Annotated in this window: 16 protein-coding genes and 1 riboswitch; of the genes, 10 read left to right on the top strand and 6 right to left on the bottom strand. The window is 70.3% G+C overall.

The window, feature by feature from the left end; translation table 11 throughout:
- Positions 1-76: 76 nt before the first annotated feature.
- Positions 77-808, bottom strand: a complete 732-nt coding sequence (locus tag C3488_RS11770; protein WP_103839320.1) for a M50 family metallopeptidase — start codon at positions 806-808, stop codon at positions 77-79.
- Positions 809-857: 49 nt separating this feature from the next.
- Between C3488_RS11770 and C3488_RS11765 the strand changes: the two genes are divergently transcribed.
- The 10 genes from C3488_RS11765 to C3488_RS11720 all read left to right on the top strand — a co-directional run bounded on the left by C3488_RS11765 (position 858) and on the right by C3488_RS11720 (position 11000).
- Positions 858-1673 (top strand): SOS response-associated peptidase, encoded by an 816-nt coding sequence (locus C3488_RS11765; protein ID WP_103839319.1) that lies wholly within the window; start codon positions 858-860, stop codon positions 1671-1673.
- 10 nt (positions 1674-1683) lie between these two features.
- Positions 1684-2310, top strand: a complete 627-nt coding sequence (locus tag C3488_RS11760) for an alpha/beta family hydrolase (protein WP_103839354.1) — start codon at positions 1684-1686, stop codon at positions 2308-2310.
- 254 nt (positions 2311-2564) lie between these two features.
- A complete protein-coding gene (gene sigR / locus C3488_RS11755) occupies positions 2565-3245 on the top strand; it encodes an RNA polymerase sigma factor SigR (RefSeq protein WP_219822307.1) in 681 nt (226 codons plus the stop codon).
- On the top strand, positions 3242-3544 hold the full coding sequence (gene rsrA / locus C3488_RS11750; RefSeq protein WP_103839317.1) for a mycothiol system anti-sigma-R factor: 303 nt from the start codon (positions 3242-3244) through the stop codon (positions 3542-3544). The genes sigR and rsrA overlap by 4 nt, the downstream gene beginning before the upstream one ends.
- Before the next feature lie 194 nt (positions 3545-3738).
- Positions 3739-5121, top strand: coding sequence for an HD-GYP domain-containing protein (locus tag C3488_RS11745; RefSeq protein WP_103839316.1), 1383 nt, complete (start codon positions 3739-3741; stop codon positions 5119-5121).
- Complete coding sequence (locus C3488_RS11740; protein ID WP_103839315.1) at positions 5118-6365, top strand: HD-GYP domain-containing protein; 1248 nt, start codon at positions 5118-5120, stop codon at positions 6363-6365. The genes C3488_RS11745 and C3488_RS11740 overlap by 4 nt, the downstream gene beginning before the upstream one ends.
- A 138-nt stretch (positions 6366-6503) precedes the next feature.
- On the top strand, positions 6504-7484 hold the full coding sequence (locus C3488_RS11735) for a hypothetical protein (protein WP_103839314.1): 981 nt from the start codon (positions 6504-6506) through the stop codon (positions 7482-7484).
- Between the two features lie 97 nt (positions 7485-7581).
- Positions 7582-8232 (top strand): peptide deformylase, encoded by a 651-nt coding sequence (gene def / locus C3488_RS11730; protein ID WP_103839313.1) that lies wholly within the window; start codon positions 7582-7584, stop codon positions 8230-8232.
- A 321-nt stretch (positions 8233-8553) separates the two neighbouring features.
- On the top strand, positions 8554-9639 hold the full coding sequence (cyc1, locus tag C3488_RS11725) for an epi-isozizaene synthase (RefSeq protein ID WP_103839353.1): 1086 nt from the start codon (positions 8554-8556) through the stop codon (positions 9637-9639).
- On the top strand, positions 9636-11000 hold the full coding sequence (locus tag C3488_RS11720; RefSeq protein ID WP_103839312.1) for a cytochrome P450: 1365 nt from the start codon (positions 9636-9638) through the stop codon (positions 10998-11000). Before cyc1 ends, C3488_RS11720 begins: the two co-directional genes overlap by 4 nt.
- 63 nt (positions 11001-11063) lie before the next feature.
- Here C3488_RS11720 and C3488_RS11715 read toward each other — a convergent pair whose 3' ends face one another.
- The 5 genes from C3488_RS11715 to C3488_RS11695 all read right to left on the bottom strand — a co-directional run bounded on the left by C3488_RS11715 (position 11064) and on the right by C3488_RS11695 (position 17292).
- The gene (locus C3488_RS11715) at positions 11064-12071 is read right to left on the bottom strand and encodes a ribonucleotide-diphosphate reductase subunit beta (RefSeq protein WP_103839311.1); all 1008 of its coding nucleotides are present in this window, start codon (positions 12069-12071) and stop codon (positions 11064-11066) included.
- 56 nt (positions 12072-12127) lie between these two features.
- Positions 12128-14497 (bottom strand): ribonucleoside-diphosphate reductase subunit alpha, encoded by a 2370-nt coding sequence (locus C3488_RS11710; protein ID WP_103839310.1) that lies wholly within the window; start codon positions 14495-14497, stop codon positions 12128-12130.
- A 144-nt stretch (positions 14498-14641) separates the two neighbouring features.
- A riboswitch (cobalamin riboswitch) is annotated at positions 14642-14732 on the bottom strand.
- A 77-nt stretch (positions 14733-14809) separates the two neighbouring features.
- Positions 14810-15319 carry a GNAT family N-acetyltransferase gene (locus C3488_RS11705; RefSeq protein ID WP_103839352.1) on the bottom strand — a complete coding sequence of 170 codons (510 nt, stop codon included), beginning with the start codon at positions 15317-15319 and terminating at the stop codon, positions 14810-14812.
- An 81-nt stretch (positions 15320-15400) separates the two neighbouring features.
- Positions 15401-17029, bottom strand: a complete 1629-nt coding sequence (gene mctP, locus C3488_RS11700; RefSeq protein WP_103839309.1) for a monocarboxylate uptake permease MctP — start codon at positions 17027-17029, stop codon at positions 15401-15403.
- Complete coding sequence (locus C3488_RS11695; RefSeq protein WP_181138975.1) at positions 17026-17292, bottom strand: DUF3311 domain-containing protein; 267 nt, start codon at positions 17290-17292, stop codon at positions 17026-17028. The genes mctP and C3488_RS11695 overlap by 4 nt, the downstream gene beginning before the upstream one ends.
- Positions 17293-17336: the final 44 nt, after the last annotated feature.

Genomic DNA, 17336 nt, shown 5'->3' with positions numbered 1-17336 from the left:
CAAAGTTCTCGGCTCCCTCGACAGGGGCCCCGTCACGGCGGGGCGGCACACCGAGACGGTAGCGCCCCGTTCGTCGTCACATCTGCAGCAGCCAGCGTCCGCCGCCCATCAGGGAGCACAGCGACACCGCGTGGAACAGGAACAGCCACAGCCCGGCGGGCACGTTCGTCAGCCGCGCCAGCTGGTCGGCGTCCGAGTCCCGGGCGCCCGCGCGGGACCGCTTGGCCTGCAGCTCGAAGGCGGGGCGTACGCCGCCGAGGAGCAGGAACCACACCGCAGCGTAGGCGAACGCCGCCTGCACCTGCGGACCGGTCAGCCAGGACACCGCCAGGAACGTGCCGCCGGTCAGCAGCACGGTCAGCGCGCCGTACGCGTTGCGGATCATCACCAGCATCGACACGAGCAGCGCGGTCGCCAGCCACAGCAGCGCGGTGATGTGCCCGGCGGCGAGCAGTGCCGCGCCGCCGAGGCCGAGGAGCGGGGGAGCGGTGTAGCCCGCGGCGGCGGTGAGGATCATGCCGAGCCCGTACGGCTTGCCACGGCTGACCGTGAGGCCGCTGGTGTCCGAGTGCAGCCGGATGCCGGTGAGCGTGCGGCCGGTCACCAGCGCGACCAGGCCGTGGCCGCCCTCGTGAGCGATGGTGATCGCGTTTCGGGATATCCGCCACAGGCTGTGCGGGACGACCAGGGCGAGCGCCGCGACCATGGTGGCGATCACCACCCACAGAGCGGGGTCCGGTTGGCTGCCGAAGACCTCGTCCCAGAGATCGGGCAGCGAGCTCAGCGAGGTCGAGGCGAGGCTGTCCATTGCGGTGAGTGGCTCCAGGGGTGTCGGCGGATCTGGCAGTGTGGCACGCATGTGCGGACGGTACGCAGCGAGTCGCAGGCCCGAGGATCTCGCAGGAATCTTTGAAATCGAGATGTCGGAGCCGGAGGAGTCTTCGGCGCCCGACTACAACGTGGCTCCGACCAAGGAGGTCTACGCGGTACTGGACCGTCCTTTGAAGGACGCCGACGACACACGCCCGGTTCGCCAGCTGCGCAGGCTCAAGTGGGGCCTCGTGCCTTCCTGGGCCAAGTCGCCCGAGGGCGCCGCCCGCATGATCAACGCGCGTGCCGAGACCGTGCACGAGAAGCCGTCCTACCGACGGGCCTTCGCCACCCGGCGCTGCATCCTGCCCGCCGACGGCTACTACGAGTGGGTCACCGGCAAGGACGAGCGCGACCTGGAGGTCGAGGGCAGGCGCAAGCGCCCGCGCAAGCAGCCGTACTTCGTGCTGCCCGCCGACGGCACGGTCTTCGCGATGGCCGGGCTGTACGAGTTCTGGCGGGACAGGACCCTGCCCGACGACCACCCGCAGGCCTGGTGGGCGACCTGCTCGGTGATCACCACGGAGGCGGAGACCGCACCCCTGGCCGCGGCCCCGGCCGAGGGCCCGCGCACCCTGGCCGACATCCATCCCCGGATGCCGCTGATGCTGACCCCGGACCGCTGGGACGCCTGGCTCGACCCCTCCCGTACGGACCCCCACGACCTGCGCTCCCTGCTGGACCCGCCACCCCCGGGCCTGATGCGCGCCTACCCGGTCTCCACGGCGGTGAGCAACGTCCGCAACAACGGCCCGGAGCTGCTGAAGGAGCTGGCGGGGCCCGAAGAGGGCACACTCTTCTGACGTGACCGATGTGACACAGAGCGTCGAGACGGACGCCGGTACGGCCCGCGTCACCTGGCACCGGGCGAAGCGGGCGAGGCTGGTCCTGGCCGTGAGCCACGGCGCCGGCGGCGGCATCGAGGCACGCGACCTCCAGGCACTCGCCCGGGTCCTGCCCGCGCACGGTGTGAGCGTCGCGCTCGTGGAGCAGCCCTGGCGCGTCGCCGGCAAGAAGGTGGCGCCCGCGCCGAAGACGCTGGATCTGGGGTGGCGCGGGGTGTGGCCCGCGCTCGCCGCCCCCGGGCTGCCGGTGATCGCGGGCGGACGCAGCGCCGGGGCCCGGGTCGCCTGCCGCACCGCCGCCGAGGTGGGCGCGCACGCGGTCCTCGCCCTGAGCTTCCCGCTGCATCCGCCGGGCAGGCCGGAGAAGTCCCGGGCGGACGAACTGCTGGGCGCGGGCGTGCCCACGCTGGTGGTGCAGGGCGGCAACGACCCGTTCGGCAGGCCGGACGAGTTCCCCCGGGGCTCCTACGAGATCGTCGAGGTGTCGTACGGCGACCACGGCTTCGCGGTGCCCAAGCGCGCGGACACCACTCAGGAGCAGGCGCTGGAGACGATCACCGACGCCGCGGTGAAGTGGGTCACGTCACTCGGGTGACGTCCGGGAATGTTGCGGGGTGGACCACTGTTGTCGGGATCAGACAGCACCCGGCGTGCTGTACGCACCGACGAGAGGAAGTCCGCCGCATGGGTTCGATCATCTGCCCGAGCCGTAGCAGCAGTGCTGACCTGGACTGGACGGTGCTGCACGCGGCCAAGACCGCTCCGATTCGAGCGGCGGCGGGCAACGATGTTCGTCTATCCTCCGATTCGAGTGGGATCGGTTTCGGTCCTGCCACGTCGTTGGAGGAGGTGGGTCCGGTCACCGGTACCGACGCAGGGACCGACTACGGCCAGGCGGAGCAGCCCGAGGGCCGGGGCACGGGCATGGAGTCGTCCGCCGAGCGCAGTGCGCGCTTCGAGCGGGACGCGCTCGAATTCCTCGACCAGATGTACTCGGCCGCGCTGCGCATGACGCGCAACCCGGCCGACGCCGAGGACCTGGTGCAGGAGACGTACGCGAAGGCGTACGCGTCCTTCCACCAGTTCCGCGAGGGCACCAACCTCAAGGCCTGGCTGTACCGGATCCTGACCAACACGTTCATCAACTCGTACCGCAAGAAGCAGCGCGAACCCCAGCGCAGCGCGGCCGAGGAGATCGAGGACTGGCAGCTGGCACGCGCCGAGTCGCACATGTCGACCGGTCTGCGCTCGGCGGAGTCGCAGGCGCTCGACCACCTTCCCGACTCGGACGTCAAGGAAGCGCTCCAGGCGATCCCCGAGGAATTCCGCATCGCCGTCTACCTCGCGGACGTAGAGGGCTTTGCCTACAAGGAGATCGCCGACATCATGGGGACACCCATCGGCACGGTGATGTCCCGGCTGCACCGGGGGCGCCGTCAACTGCGCGGCATGCTCGAGGACTACGCCCGCGAGCGCGGGCTGGTCCCGGCCGGCGCCGGAGAGTCGAACGAGAAAGGCTCGGGCTCATGAGCTGCGGAGAGCCGCACGAGACGGACTGCAGTGAGGTCCTGGACCATCTCTACGAGTTCCTCGACAGTGAGATGCCGGACGTCGACCGCACGAAGTTCCAGCAGCACTTCAAGGAGTGCTCTCCCTGCCTGGAGAAGTACGGGCTGGAGCAGGCCGTGAAGAAGCTGGTCAAGCGGTGCTGCGGCCATGACGACGTGCCGACGGACCTGCGGGCGAAGGTCATGGGTCGCATCGAGCTGATCCGCTCCGGCCAGACGGTCCCCGAGCACGATGTGACCGCGACTCCCCAGGAGTCCTGAACTCAAGTTCGGACGCTCGGTCAATCCTCGGCAGTTCGTCACTCGAACGTGCTAATCCGCGGGCCGGAGGCCCATGGATTCGGCCAATGCCGCCCCGGTGCGCCACCTGCCCCCCTAGGCTCCCGAGCCTGAATGGGGCATGACCGGGCCCGCCCCGTTCCAGGACCGGGCGCCGGTCGGCGGGAGGTGGCGTCGTGGGACCGGATCGGCCTTGGGGCCACGTGTACGTCGGCTGTGCGGCCCTGGCAGCCCTGTTCTGCGTGGCTCCCGTGCCGGAGCTGCCCGTCCCCTGGTGGGCGGTCGCCCTGCTCGCCGTGCTCTACGCCGGCTGCGAGCAGGTCCCCCGGTGCTCCCTCGTGGGCCGCCACGCACCCGTCGGTATGGGCACGTTCTTCCCCGTGCTGCTCGCCGGCGCCTTCCTGCTGCCGCCCCCGGCTGCCGCGCTCGTGCCGTTGCCGGGCGCCCTGCTCGCCCGGGTCGACGGGCGGCCGGCCTGGCTGCGCCGCACCTGGCGGGCCGCACAGCTCGCCCTGGCCGTGTGGGCGGCCTCCCGGGTGCACTGGTCGCTCGGCGGCCACGACGCGGTCGTCGGCCCCCGCTTCCCGTACGCGCTCCTGCCCGCGGGCGCCGCCGTTGTGGCGTTCTGCCTGGCGCTCACCGCCCTCGACGGCGGGATCCTGGCGCTCACCGAGCGCGTACCGGCGCACACCGCCTGGCGCGGCCTCTTCCTGCGCTCCCTCGCGCCCGTCACCGTGCACGGCCTGGCCGGACTGATGATGGCCGTGCTGTGGCGCAGCACGTACGGGCCCCTCGCGGCTCTGCTCGTGCTGCTGCCCATGTACGTCTCCTGCTGGGTCTTCGCCCAGTACCACCGCGAGCGGGCGGCCCATCAGGCCACGATCCGCGCACTCGTCCAGGCGGTCGACATCAAGGACGGCTACACACGCGGGCACAGCGAACGGGTCGGACAGGCCTCGGTGATGATCGCCCGCGAACTGGGCATGGACGACGAACGCGTCGAGGTGCTGCGCTTCGCCGGGATCCTGCACGACGTGGGCAAACTCGGCGTGCCCACCCGGCTGCTGCGCAAGGACGGGCCGCTCACCCCCGAGGAGCGGCGGATCATCGAACTGCACCCCGAGTACGGCCATGAGATGGTCCGCGGCATCGGGTTCCTCGACGAGGCGCGGTCCGCGATCCTCCACCACCACGAACGCCTGGACGGCAGCGGGTATCCGTACGGACTGACGGGCGACCGGATCCCCGAGTGCGCCCGCGTGGTCGCCGTCGCCGACGCCTTCGACGCCATGACCTCCACCCGCTCCTACCGGCGGGCCCGCCCCGTCGCCGCGGCTCTGGAAGAACTCCAGCGGTGTGCGGGGTCCCAGTTCGACCCGGCGATGGTACGGGCGTTCGTCCGGGCCCTGGCACGGTGGGGCTGGCACCCGGTGGTGACCGCGGACGAGGAACGGCGCCAGGAGGCCCGGGAAGTCCGGGCGCGCGGAAACGTACCGCCTCCGGCCCTGCCCCTGGCCGGCCGTCCGGCCGGGCGGGGACCCGGCGGGGGCGGTGCATGACCGCCGGCCGCCTCCCCCTCGTCCTCGCCCACGCGGCGGCCTGGCTCCTCGGCGCAGGCTCTCTCGCCCACACCCTCTGGCACGGCCTCGAGGAGCCGGGTGCCGCCCTCGCCTTCGGGGTGCTCGTCGGCGCCGGCGAGCTCGGCCGGTGGAGCGGAAGCGGCGAACGCGAGCCCGCACCCCTCGGGGCGGCCGGGGCGCTCGCCTACGCCCTCCTCGCAGAGACCGCCGGCCGGGCCACCCACCACGGCGTGCCCCAGGTCGTCGCGGTGGTGCTCGCGGCCTCCCTCGCAGGTTGTGTGCCGCACGTGGCCCGCGGGCGCGGCCGCACCACCGACCACCTCACCCGCCGCCTGCTCACCGTCGGCTTCACCGCCGTCTGCTTCCAGCCCCTCTTCCACCACGGCGGACTGCAGCAGCACCGGAGCGGACCCGCGTACGCGCTGATCGCCGTCGCCCTGCTCGTCCTGACCACCCTCTGCGACGCCGTGCTCGCCGCCGTGCTCGCGCACTGCCGGACCCGCTGGCCGTTCGGGCCGCTGCTGCGCGACGAGCTGCGCGGCAGGCGCGGCATCGGCTCCGCGGTGTGCGCCACGGGAGCCGTGATGTCCCTGGCCGTCGCGGTCGTCGGCCTGTGGGCGCTGCCCGTCTTCTCGCTGCCGCTGCTGCTCACCCAGCTCTCCTACCGGCGCTACGCGGCCGTGCGCACCACCTACCGGCAGACCATCGCCTCCCTGGCCCGTGCCACCGAGATCGCCGGGTACACGCCCCCCGGGCACGCTCGCCGCGTGGCCGAGCTCAGCCGGGCCGTCGGCCGTGAGATGGGCCTCACCGAGCCCGAGCTGACCGTCCTGGAGCACGCGGCCCTCATGCACGACATCGGGCAGCTCAGCCTGGTCGACCCCGTACCCGCCGGCGCCACCGCCCGGCTGCCCGCCGAGGAGCAGCGGCGCATCGCCCTGCTCGGCGGCGCCGTGGTGCGTCAGACCGGCGTGGACGCCGAGGTGGCCGTCGTCGTGGAACGGCAGGCCGACCCCTACCGCGAACAGCCGGTGAGCGCCAGAATCATCCGGGCGGTCAACGCGTACGAGGAGATGTCGAGGGAAGAGACGGGACCGGGGGGACCGCTCAGCGCGCTGGAGCGGCTGCGGCTCGCGTGCGCCCGCGACTACCAGCCGGAGGTCGTGGAATCACTCGCACGAGTGCTGCAGCGAGACGGTCTGAGGGCCCCAGCGGTGGGGTAACCCATGGGTAATGAGCGCCCGTCCGGCCGTACGTGGTTGGATGCGAGGAGAGGGTGTTCGGGGGCACGCTCGGTCCGTGGCCCCGCAGACGGCAGGAATCCGGCAGGCGGGAATCGCAAGGGACTGGCAGGCGGAATCGTGAGGATCTTCGGGAAAGGACGGCACCGGCCCTCCGCCTCCTGGCGGCAGGCCACCGACCGCGCGTTCACCCTGATCGGTGACGGCCGGTACGAGGACGCGGGAGCGCTGCTGACCCGTGCCGCGGATCTGGAGCCCTGGCTTTCGGAGTCCTGGTTCAACCTGGCGCTGCTGCACAAGTTCCGCCACGACTGGGAGCAGGCCCGTGCCGCCGGGCTGCGCGCGGTTGCGTTGCTCGAGAAGGAGACCGGGGCGCCCGACTGGTGGAACGTGGGCATCGCCGCCACCGCCCTGCAGGACTGGCCGCTGGCCCGCCGCGCCTGGCAGGCGTACGGGCTGAAGGTGCCGGGGGGCGCCGCGGTCTCCTCGGAGCCCGCCGGGATGGAGCTGGGCAGTGCGGCCGTGCGGCTGTCACCGGAGGGCGAGGCCGAGGTGGTCTGGGGCCGCCGGCTGGACCCCGCCCGGATCGAGGTGCTCTCCATCCCGCTGCCGTCCTCCGGGCGCCGTTGGGGCGAGGTCGTGCTGCACGACGGGGTACCGCACGGGGAGCGCACGACGGCCGCCGGGCACACCTATCCCGTCTTCGACGAGATCGAGCTGTGGGCGCCCTCGCCGGTGCCCACCTGGGTGGTCCTGCTGGAGGCCGCCACGGAGGCCGACCGCGACGCGCTGGAACAGCTGGCCGCCGACGCCGGGTTCGCCGCGGAGGACTGGTCCTCGTCCGTGCGGCTGCTGTGCCGTACGTGTTCCGAGTCCCGGATGCCGGCCGACGAGGGCGACGGCGAGCACCTCGACCCGCACGACCACAGCGAGCCCGGCCACCCGGGGCCGCTGGGGCACCGCACGGACGGGCAGCTGTGGGTGCCCGAGCGGGAGTGCGGGGTGGCCGCGCCGGCTTCGCTCGTTCGGGGGCTGCTGGACGGGTGGGTCGCGGACAGTCCTGATTCCCGTGACTGGCGCGACCTCGAAGAGGTGTGTTGACCGGGCCTTCACCGGTCGCCCCGGGGAGGACACCCGACCACGCCCCGTAGGCTGTACTCGCAGATTTCCCATGGTTGCAGGAAGGCGTACGTCGGTCATGGCGCAGCAGGACACCGATCAGCAGCACGCGGGCGTGCTCCCCGTCGACGACGAGGGTTTCGTCGTCGACACGGAGGACTGCGAGGAGCGCGAGACGGCCTGGCGGGAGCGTGGCACCTCGCGGCCGATCACGGTCGTCGGGAACCCGGTGCTGCACAAGGAGTGCAAGAACGTCACCGAGTTCGGCGAGGAGCTCGAGCAGCTGGTCGCGGACATGTTCGCCAGCCAGCGCACGGCGGAGGGCGTGGGCCTGGCCGCCAACCAGATCGGTGTCGATCTGAAGGTCTTCGTCTACGACTGCCAGGACGACGAGGGCGTGCGCCACGTGGGCGTGGTCTGCAATCCCAAGCTCGTCGACCTGCCCGCCGACAAGCGCCGTCTGGACGACAGCAACGAGGGCTGCCTGTCCGTGCCGACCGCCTACGCGCCGCTCGCCCGCCCCGACTACGCCGAGGTCACGGGGCAGGACGAGAAGGGCAACCCGATCAAGGTGCGCGGCACCGGCTACTTCGCGCGGTGTCTGCAGCACGAGACGGACCATCTGTACGGCTACCTCTACATCGACCGGCTCTCCAAGCGCGAACGCAAGGACGCCCTGCGGCAGATGGCCGAGAACGAGCCCCGCTACCCCGTGGTGGCCAACGACTGAGCCCCATGGGGGTGTCTCGGACACCCCCGGCACCTCCTGGTCGACGGCGCCGGGCCGGCACTCCGCCCTGCCCGGCGCCGTTCGCGTAGGTGCTCGCGTTCATGTGTGCGTCGCACATTCGACCCCTTGTACGCATGAACTGAACCTTAATCAGTCACACAAGGGGAGAATCTCGGCACAGTAGAGGAGTGAGTAGAGCAAATCCGTTCCCATGCCGGTCAGTTGTAGTGCTGAATGGAATGCGCGGGACAACGCGACGGCGGTGCGCCCGGCACGACGGAGGGGGCGCGGCGCCAACCGGCCGCTGAGAGGGGTTTGTTCGTGCCAGCTTTCCCACACAGCACTTCACCGACGGCGACCGCGGTCGCGGTTCCACCGGCGCTCCGGCTGCCGGTGATCGAGGCCGCGTTTCCCCGTCGACTGCACCCGTATTGGCCCCGCCTGCAGGAGAAGACACGTTCCTGGCTGCTGGAAAAGCGGCTCATGCCGGCGGACAAGGTCGAGGAATATGCCGACGGACTGTGCTACACCGACCTCATGGCGGGCTACTACATCGGCGCCCCCGACGAGGTCCTGCAGGCGATAGCCGACTACAGCGCGTGGTTCTTCGTCTGGGACGACCGCCACGACCGCGACATCGTGCACCGTCGGCCCGCTGCCTGGGGGAGGCTGAGGTCGCGACTGCACAGGGCCCTGGACTCTCCCGCGGACCATCTGCACCATCAGGATCCCCTGGTCGCCGGGTTCGCGGACAGTGTGCTGCGGCTGTACTCGTTCCTCGGCCCCACGTGGAACGCCCGCTTCGCCCGGCACTTCCACGCGGTGATCGAGGCCTACGACCGGGAGTTCCGCAACCGCACTCTGGGGCGCGTCCCGACGGTGGAGGTCTACCTCGAACTGCGCCGGCTCACCTTCGCGCACTGGATCTGGACGGATCTGCTGGAGCTGAGCGCGGAATGCGAACTGCCGGAGCACGTCAGGAAACACCCCGCATACCGGCGGGCGGCCTTGCTGAGCCAGGAGTTCGCCGCCTGGTACAACGACCTGTGTTCGCTTCCCAAGGAATTAGCGGGGGACGAGGTCCACAATCTCGGAATCAGCCTCATCCATCATGAGCGGCTGACGCTCGAAGAGGCCGTCACGGAAATACGGCGACGGGTCGGGCAATGCGTCACCGATTTCGTCGCCGCCGAAAAGGAGGCACTGCGGTTCGCAGACACCCTCGCGGACGGGACGGTGCGGGAAAAGGAACTGGGCATCGCGGTCAGAGCGATCGTCGCAAACATGCGGAACTGGTTCAGCACCGTGTACTGGTTCCACCACGAGTCCGGCCGGTACCGGGTCGACAGCTGGGACGACCGGTCGACACCCCCGTATGTCGACAACGAAGCGGCAGGTGAGAAATGACGCTGGAATCGGTCAGGACCCAGGCGGCCACGGAGCCGTCTGTTCCGCCGCTCGCCGCGGGCGGTGTCCCCGGTCTCGGACACGGCTGGAAACTGGCCCGCGACCCGCTCGGCTTCCTCACCCGGCTGCGTGACGACGGCGACGTCGTACGGCTGAGGATCGGCCCGAAGACGCTGTACGCGGTCACCAGCCCCGAACTCGCCGGCGCCCTCGCGCTCAGCACCGACTTCCAGATCGGTGGGGCGCTGTGGGAGTCCCTCGAGGACCTGCTCGGCAAGCAGGGCGTGGCCACCAGCAACGGGCCGCTGCACAGGCGCCAGAGGCGGGCCATCCAGCCCGCCTTCCGGCTCGAGGCCGTCCCCGCATACGGCCCGATCATGGCGGAGGAGGCACACGCGCTCGTGGAACGCTGGCGCTCCGGCGCCGTCGTGGACGCCACCACGGAGGCCTTCCGCGTGGCCGTCCGCGTCGCCACCCGCTGCCTGATGCGCGGCAGTTACATGGACGCCCGGGCCGAGCGGATCTGCGCGGCGCTCACCACACTGTTCAGCGGTATGTACCAGCGCATGGTCCTGCCTCTGGGGCCGCTTTATCGCCTGCCGCTTCCGGCCAACCGCGAATTCAACCGGGCATTGGCCGATCTGCATCTCCTGGTCGACGAGATCGTCGCCGACCGCCGGGCATCCGGTCAAAAGCCGGACGATTTGCTGACGGCTTTGCTGGAGGCGAAGGACGAGAATGGCGATGCCATCGGGGAACAGGAGATCCACGACCAGGTCGTCGCCATCATCACCGCCGGAAGCGAAACCGTCGGTTCCATGATCATGTCGCTCCTGAAGGTCCTCTCCGAGCGCCCGGATCAGGGCGACAAGATCCGCGACGAGGTGAAAACCGTCGTGGGGGACCGGCCGGTGGCATTCGAGGACGTCCGGAAGCTGACGTACACCGCGCACGTCATCGTCGAGACAATGCGTTTGCATCCCGCGGTATGGATATTGACGCGGCGGGCGGTGGCCGACACACAGCTCGGCGGGTACCGCATTCCGGCCGGGGCCGACGTCGTCTACAGCCCGTACGCGATCCAGCGTGATCCGCGCTCCTACGGGCGGCATCTGGAGTTCGACCCAGACCGATGGCTTCCGGAGCGGGCCAAGGAGGTCCCCAAGCACGCGATGACCCCGTTCGGCGTCGGCAACCGCAAGTGCCCGGGCGACCACTTCTCGATGGCCGAACTCACGCTTCTCACCGCGGCGATGGCCTCCGCCTACCGCTTCGAACAGGCACCCGGATCAGAGCCCGGGCCCCGCATCGGCATCACGCTCCGCCCGCGCAGGCTGCTGCTGCGGGCCCTGCCCCGCTGATCCCTCGCACCCGGCGCAGGTTCGGACGGCCCGCGAGCCGCCCGAACCTGCGCCGGCAGGTGCTCAGAAGTCCTCGTCCAGGTCGACGGTGCCCTCCACCGCGACCTGGTACGCCGACGGACGCCGCTCGAAGAAGTTGGTCAGCTCCTGGACGCCCTGCAGCTCCATGAAGGAGAAGGGGTTCTCCGAGCCGTACACCGGGGCGAAGCCGAGGCGCGTGAGGCGCTGGTCGGCGACGCACTCCAGGTATTGCCGCATCGAGTCGGTGTTCATGCCCGGCAGGCCGTCACCGCACAGGTCGCGGGCGAACTGCAGCTCGGCCTCGACAGCCTCCCGGAGCATGTCGGTGACCTGCTGCCGGAGCTCGTCGTCGAAGAGGTCCGGCTCCTCCTTGCGGACGGTGTCCACGACGTCGAACGCGAACGACATGTGCATCGTCTCGTCGCGGAACACCCAGTTGGTGCCGGTGGCCAGGCCGTGCAGCAGGCCCCGGCTGCGGAACCAGTAGACGTACGCGAAGGCGCCGTAGAAGAACAGGCCCTCGATGCATGCGGCGAAGCAGATGAGGTTGAGGAGGAACCGGCGGCGGTCCGCCCTGGTCTCCAGGCGCTCGATCTTCTCGACCGAGTCCATCCATGTGAAGCAGAACTCGGCCTTCTCACGGATGGACGGAATGTTCTCCACGGCCGCGAAGGCCGCCGCCCGGTCGTCCGGGTCTGGAAGGTAGGTGTCCAGCAGCGTCAGGTAGAACTGGACGTGGACGGCCTCCTCGAAGAGCTGCCTCGACAGGTACAGGCGCGCTTCGGGGGAGTTGATGTGCTTGTAGAGGGTCAGCACCAGGTTGTTGGCGACGATCGAGTCGCCGGTCGCGAAGAAGGCCACCAGGCGGCCGATCAGGTGCTGCTCGCCCGGGGTGAGCTTGGCGAGGTCGGCGACGTCCGAGTGGAGGTCGACCTCCTCCACGGTCCAGGTGTTCTTGATGGCGTCCCGGTAGCGCTCGTAGAAGTCGGGGTAGCGCATGGGGCGCAGGGTCAGCTCGAAGCCGGGGTCGAGCAGGTTCTGGTTAGTCATTACCGTCGGCGCGAAGCGCCGTCCTCCAGGGGTGGTGGTCGGGTGGCGGGCGGGAATTACTGGCAGGCCTCGCAGGACTCGGGGTTTTCCAGGGAGCAGGCGACGGCCTCTTCGGGGGCCGGCTGCTGTACGGGGATGGCGGCCTGGGCGGCGCGGGCGATGCGGGTCGCCGGGCGCGAGCGCAGGTAGTACGTCGTCTTCAGGCCCTGCTTCCAGGCGTACGCGTACATCGAGGAGAGCTTGCCGATGGTCGGCGTCTCCATGAAGAGGTTCAGGGACTGGGACTGGTCGAGGAAGGGGGTCCTCGCCGCCGCCATGTCGATCAGGCCGCGCTGCGGGATCTCCCACGCCGTGCGGTAGAGCTGCCGCACGTCCTCGGGGATCCACGCGAAGTCCTGCACCGAGCCGTTGGACTCGCGCAGCGCCTCACGGGTGCGGGCGTCCCAGACACCCAGCTCCTTCAGGTCCCGCACCAGGTACGAGTTGACCTGGAGGAACTCGCCGGACAGGGTCTCGCGCTTGAAGAGGTTGGAGACCTGGGGCTCGATGCATTCGTAGGCGCCCGCGATGGACGCGATGGTCGCGGTGGGCGCGATGGCGAGCAGCAGCGAGTTGCGCATGCCGACCGCGGTGATGCGTTCGCGCAGGGCCGCCCAGCGCTCCGGCCAGGCCGTCTCGACGTCGTAGTGGTCGGGGTGCAGCACGCCCCGGGCGGTACGGGTCTTCTCCCAGGCCGGAAGCGGGCCGTGCCGCTCGGCGAGGTCCGCGGAGGCCTCGTACGCGGCGAGCATGATGCGCTCGGCGATCCGCGTGGACAATGCCGTGGCCGCGGGGGAGTCGAAGGGCAGCCGCAGCTTGAAGAAGACGTCCTGCAGGCCCATAGCGCCGAGGCCGACGGGGCGCCACCTGGCGTTGGAGCGGGCCGCCTGCTCGGTGGGGTAGAAGTTGATGTCGACGACGCGGTCGAGGAAGGTGACGGCGGTGCGGACGGTGGCGTCCAGCCGCTCCCAGTCCATGTCGCCGTCGGCCACGAACGCGCCCAGGTTGACCGACCCCAGGTTGCAGACCGCCGTCTCCTCGTCGTCCGTGACCTCCAGGATCTCCGTGCAGAGGTTGGAGGAGTGGATCACGTGGCCCGGCTCGGCCGTCTGGTTGGCGGTGCGGTTGGCGGCGTCCTTGAACGTCATCCAGCCGTTGCCGGTCTGCGCCAGGGTCCGCATCATGCGGCCGTACAGGTCCCGGGCCGGGATCGTCTTCTTGGCGAGACCTGCCGCCTCGGCCCTGCGGTAGGCGGCGTCGAACTCCTCGCCCCACAGGTCGACCAGCTCGGGCACGTCCGAGGGGGAGAACAGCGACCACCGCTCGTCGGCGGCGACCCGGCGCATGAACTCGTCCGGGATCCAGTGCGCGAGGTTGAGGTTGTGAGTGCGGCGGGCGTCCTCGCCGGTGTTGTCCCGCAGTTCCAGGAACTCCTCGATGTCCACGTGCCAGGTCTCCAGGTAGACGGCGGCGGCACCCTTGCGCCGGCCGCCCTGGTTCACGGCGGCGACCGAGGCGTCGAGGGTCTTCAGGAACGGGACGATGCCGTTGGAGTGCCCGTTGGTGCCGCGGATCAGGGAGCCGCGGGAGCGGACGCGGGAGAAGGCGATGCCGATGCCGCCGGCGTGCTTGGAGAGGCGGGCGACCTGGTGGTAGCGCTCGTAGAGGGAGTCCAGCTCGTCCTTCGGGGAGTCGAGGAGGTAGCAGGACGACATCTGGGGGTGCCGGGTGCCGGAGTTGAAGAGGGTGGGGGAGGAGGGGAGGTAGTCGAGCCGGCTCATGAGCCCGTAGAGCGCGGCGACGTCGTCCACCGCCCGGCTGCCCGTCTGCGGATCGAACGCAGTGTCCTCGGCGAGCCCGGAGGCGACGCGGAGCATGAAGTGCTGGGGCGTCTCGACGACCTTGCGGGTGATCGGGTGGCGCAGGAGGTAGCGGCTGTGCAGGGTGCGCAGGCCGAAGTAGCCGAAGCGGTCGTCGGCCAGCTCGTCCACCAGGACGTCGAGACGGTCGGCGTGCAGGCGCACGAACTCGGCGGTGCGGTCCGCGATGAGTCCTTCCCGGTGGCCGACGGCGATGGACTCGGTGAACGACGTGACGCCCTGGGAGGCGGCCTCGGCGCGGATGCCGATGGTCAGCAGGCGGGCGGCCAGCTTCGAGTAGGCGGGGTCCTCGGAGATGAGGCCCGCGGCGGCCTCCGTGGCCAGCTCGCGCAGTTCGGCCTCGTCGGCACGGGCGGACCGGCCGCGCAGCGCGGCGGCGGCGACCCGGCCGGGGTCGGCGTCGGGAAGGTCGGCGGTCAGCTCGGTCAGGGTCCGCAGCAGCGCGGCACCGGGACCGTCGAATTCCAGGCCCGTGGCTGAAGCCGGATCGGCTGGCGCGATGGTCACGTGGGGCTCTCCCTCGCTCGGCACGGGACCTGGCGGAGGGCAGGGGGCAGCTCACGAGCGCACGCGGCGTCGCGTCCACCGGCCCATTCCGCGAGGCCCGGACGTCAGGGCACCCGGACCGGACGGCCGGGCGCACTGTCGGCAGGTCCTCGGACTGACGCTCGTACGACGGCATGCGGGCATACGTGTACGAGTACACCGTTGCGGGACAGTTCCGGATTCGCACCGGATTCCCCTGCGGCGACAGCGAGCATGAGCATACATCTTGTGCCGGGCTGCGGCGCCACCCCCAGATGTTGTGTCGCAACCGCCTCAGAGCGTCAACTCGTAGGTGAGGAGAGTGATGTCGTCGAGCTGGGGGAGGGGGTTCCAGTCCCGCTCGGGTGTGCGAACGAAGCCCAGGCGTTCATAGATGCGATGGGCGGTGCGCATCGTGCGCTGGGTCGACAGGACGACCCGTACGCAGCCGTCCGTGGCCCGTGCGCGGTCGACGCAGGCCCGGACGAGAGCCTCTCCCGCTCCCCGGCCGCGGGCGGCGTGCGCGACCGCGAGCATTCGTATCTCGGCCTCCCCCGGTCCCGCGATGTCGGCCATGGGGCTGCGGCTGGTCGGTACGAAGGTGACGCCGCCGAGAACATGCCCGTCCGCCACGGCCACCAGCACCTCTGCTGCGGCCGCCCGCCCTGACACGTCCTTCAGTTCGTCGAGGTAGGCGTCGCTCTCACCGAAGTCGAGGAGGCCGTCCCGGAGATAGGCCTGCGCGGTGATCTCGCCGAGCGTGTCGTACTCGTCGGGGGTCGCCGGCCGGATGGTGAGATCCATGAGCCCGAGTGTGCCCGACGGGTACGACAACGGGCCGCCGGATCGGCTCCGACGGCCCGTTGGCCCGCGTACGGCGTGGACTCAGTGCGAGGTGCCGGCCGTGGCCGGCGGCAGCTCCACCTGCACCCCCGGGTCGCCCGCGTCCGCCGTGTAGTCCTCCGGCTTCGTCTCGTCGATGCCCTCCGGAGCCTTCAGCGCCTTCAGGACGAACGTCAGCACCACCGTCACCACCACGTTCATCACGAACGCCGTCAGGCCGATGTAGCCGATCTCCCCGATGCCGGGGATCTCCTTGGCGGAGCCGCCGAAGTGCCGCTGGGTCGGGGACGCGACACCGTAGGCCGCCAGCGTGCCGTAGACCATGCCGACCGCCCAGCCGGCGAGCAGCGCCCAGCGGTGGAACCAGCGGGTGAACAGACCGCCGACCAGGGCCGGGAAGGTCTGCAGGATCCAGATGCCGCCGAGCAGCTGGAAGTTGATGGCGACCGTCTTGTCCATGGTCAGGACGAAGACCAGGGCGCCCACCTTCACCAGCAGCGACACGATCTTGGAGACCCTGGTCTCCTCCGCTGCCGTCGCGTCCGGCTTGATGAAGTCCTTGTAGATGTTGCGGGTGAACAGGTTCGCGGCCGCGATCGACATGATCGCCGCGGGCACCAGCGCACCGATGCCGATCGCCGCGAAGGCCACGCCGGCGAACCAGTCCGGGAACATGTTCTCGAACAGCTGCGGAATCGCCAGCTGCCCGTTCTTGACCTTCACACCCGCCGCGATCGCCATGAAGCCCAGCAGCGCCAGCAGGCCCAGCATCAGCGAGTACAGCGGCAGGATGGTGGTGTTGCGGCGGATCACCTCACGGCTGCGCGAGGACAGCGTCGCGGTGATCGAGTGCGGGTACATGAACAGCGCGAGCGCCGAGCCCAGCGCCAGCGTGGCGTACGTCCACTGGGTCGCCTCCGAGGGCGCGAGGGCCCCGCGCGGCTTGCCCGTCGCCGGGTTGACCTGTGCGAACGCCTGGCCCGCCTTCGTGAAGACGTCGTCGAAGCCGCCCAGCTTGATCGGGATGTAGATGATCGCCACCGCGATGACGATGTAGATCAGCGTGTCCTTCACGAACGCGATCAGGGCGGGCGCCCTGAGCCCCGACGAGTACGTGTACGCGGCCAGCACACCGAAGGCGATCAGCAGCGGCAGGTCCTTCACGAACCAGTTGGTGTTCTCGCCGCCGCCCACGCCCATCACGTCCAGCACCGCCTGGATGCCCACCAGCTGGAGCGCGATGTACGGCATGGTCGCCAGGATGCCGGTGAGCGCCACCGCCAGCGATAGGCCCTTCGAACCGAACCGGCCACGCACGAAGTCCGAGGTCGTGACGTACCCGTGCCGGTGCGAGACCGACCACAGCCGCGGCAGGAAGGTGAAGATCAGCGGGTACACCAGGATGGTGTAGGGCACCGCGAAGAAACCCGAGGCGCCCGCCGCGTAGATCGCCGCCGGCACGGCCACGAACGTGTACGCGGTGTACAGGTCGCCGCCCAGCAGGAACCAGGTGATCCAGGTCCCGAACGAGCGGCCGCCGAGGCCCCACTCGTCGAGGCTGTGCTCGTTGTCGGCCCTGCGCCAGCGCGCCGCCAGGAAGCCCATGACCGTGACGGCCAGGAAGAAGAAGATGAAGACGCCGAGCGCGACGCCGTTCACGCCGTCCTTCACTGCGACGCACCCCCCTTCTGGCCGGCACGGGAGCGCTGGTCACGCTGCCACAGCTTGTACGCGAGCATCGTCAGCGCCGTGGAGATGAGCACCCACAGCATCTGGTACCAGTAGAAGAACGGGATGCCGATGAACGCGGGGTCCGTCTTGGCGTACGAGCCGACCCACAGCATCGCGACGAAGGGTGCTACAAGGCAGAGGGCGATGACGACGCGCATCGGCGTCACCACCGCCGCTCTGGCTGCATCTGGCTGATCGGACATGCGGCTCCGTCCCCTCACTGGTCACCTGTGCACCTGTGTAATGC

This window comes from Streptomyces sp. Ru72 (assembly GCF_002920635.1).
Classification (GTDB): Bacteria; Actinomycetota; Actinomycetes; order Streptomycetales; family Streptomycetaceae; genus Streptomyces.
Note: the sequence above shows the minus strand (reverse complement) of the source record. Positions and strands in the feature narration are given on the sequence as shown.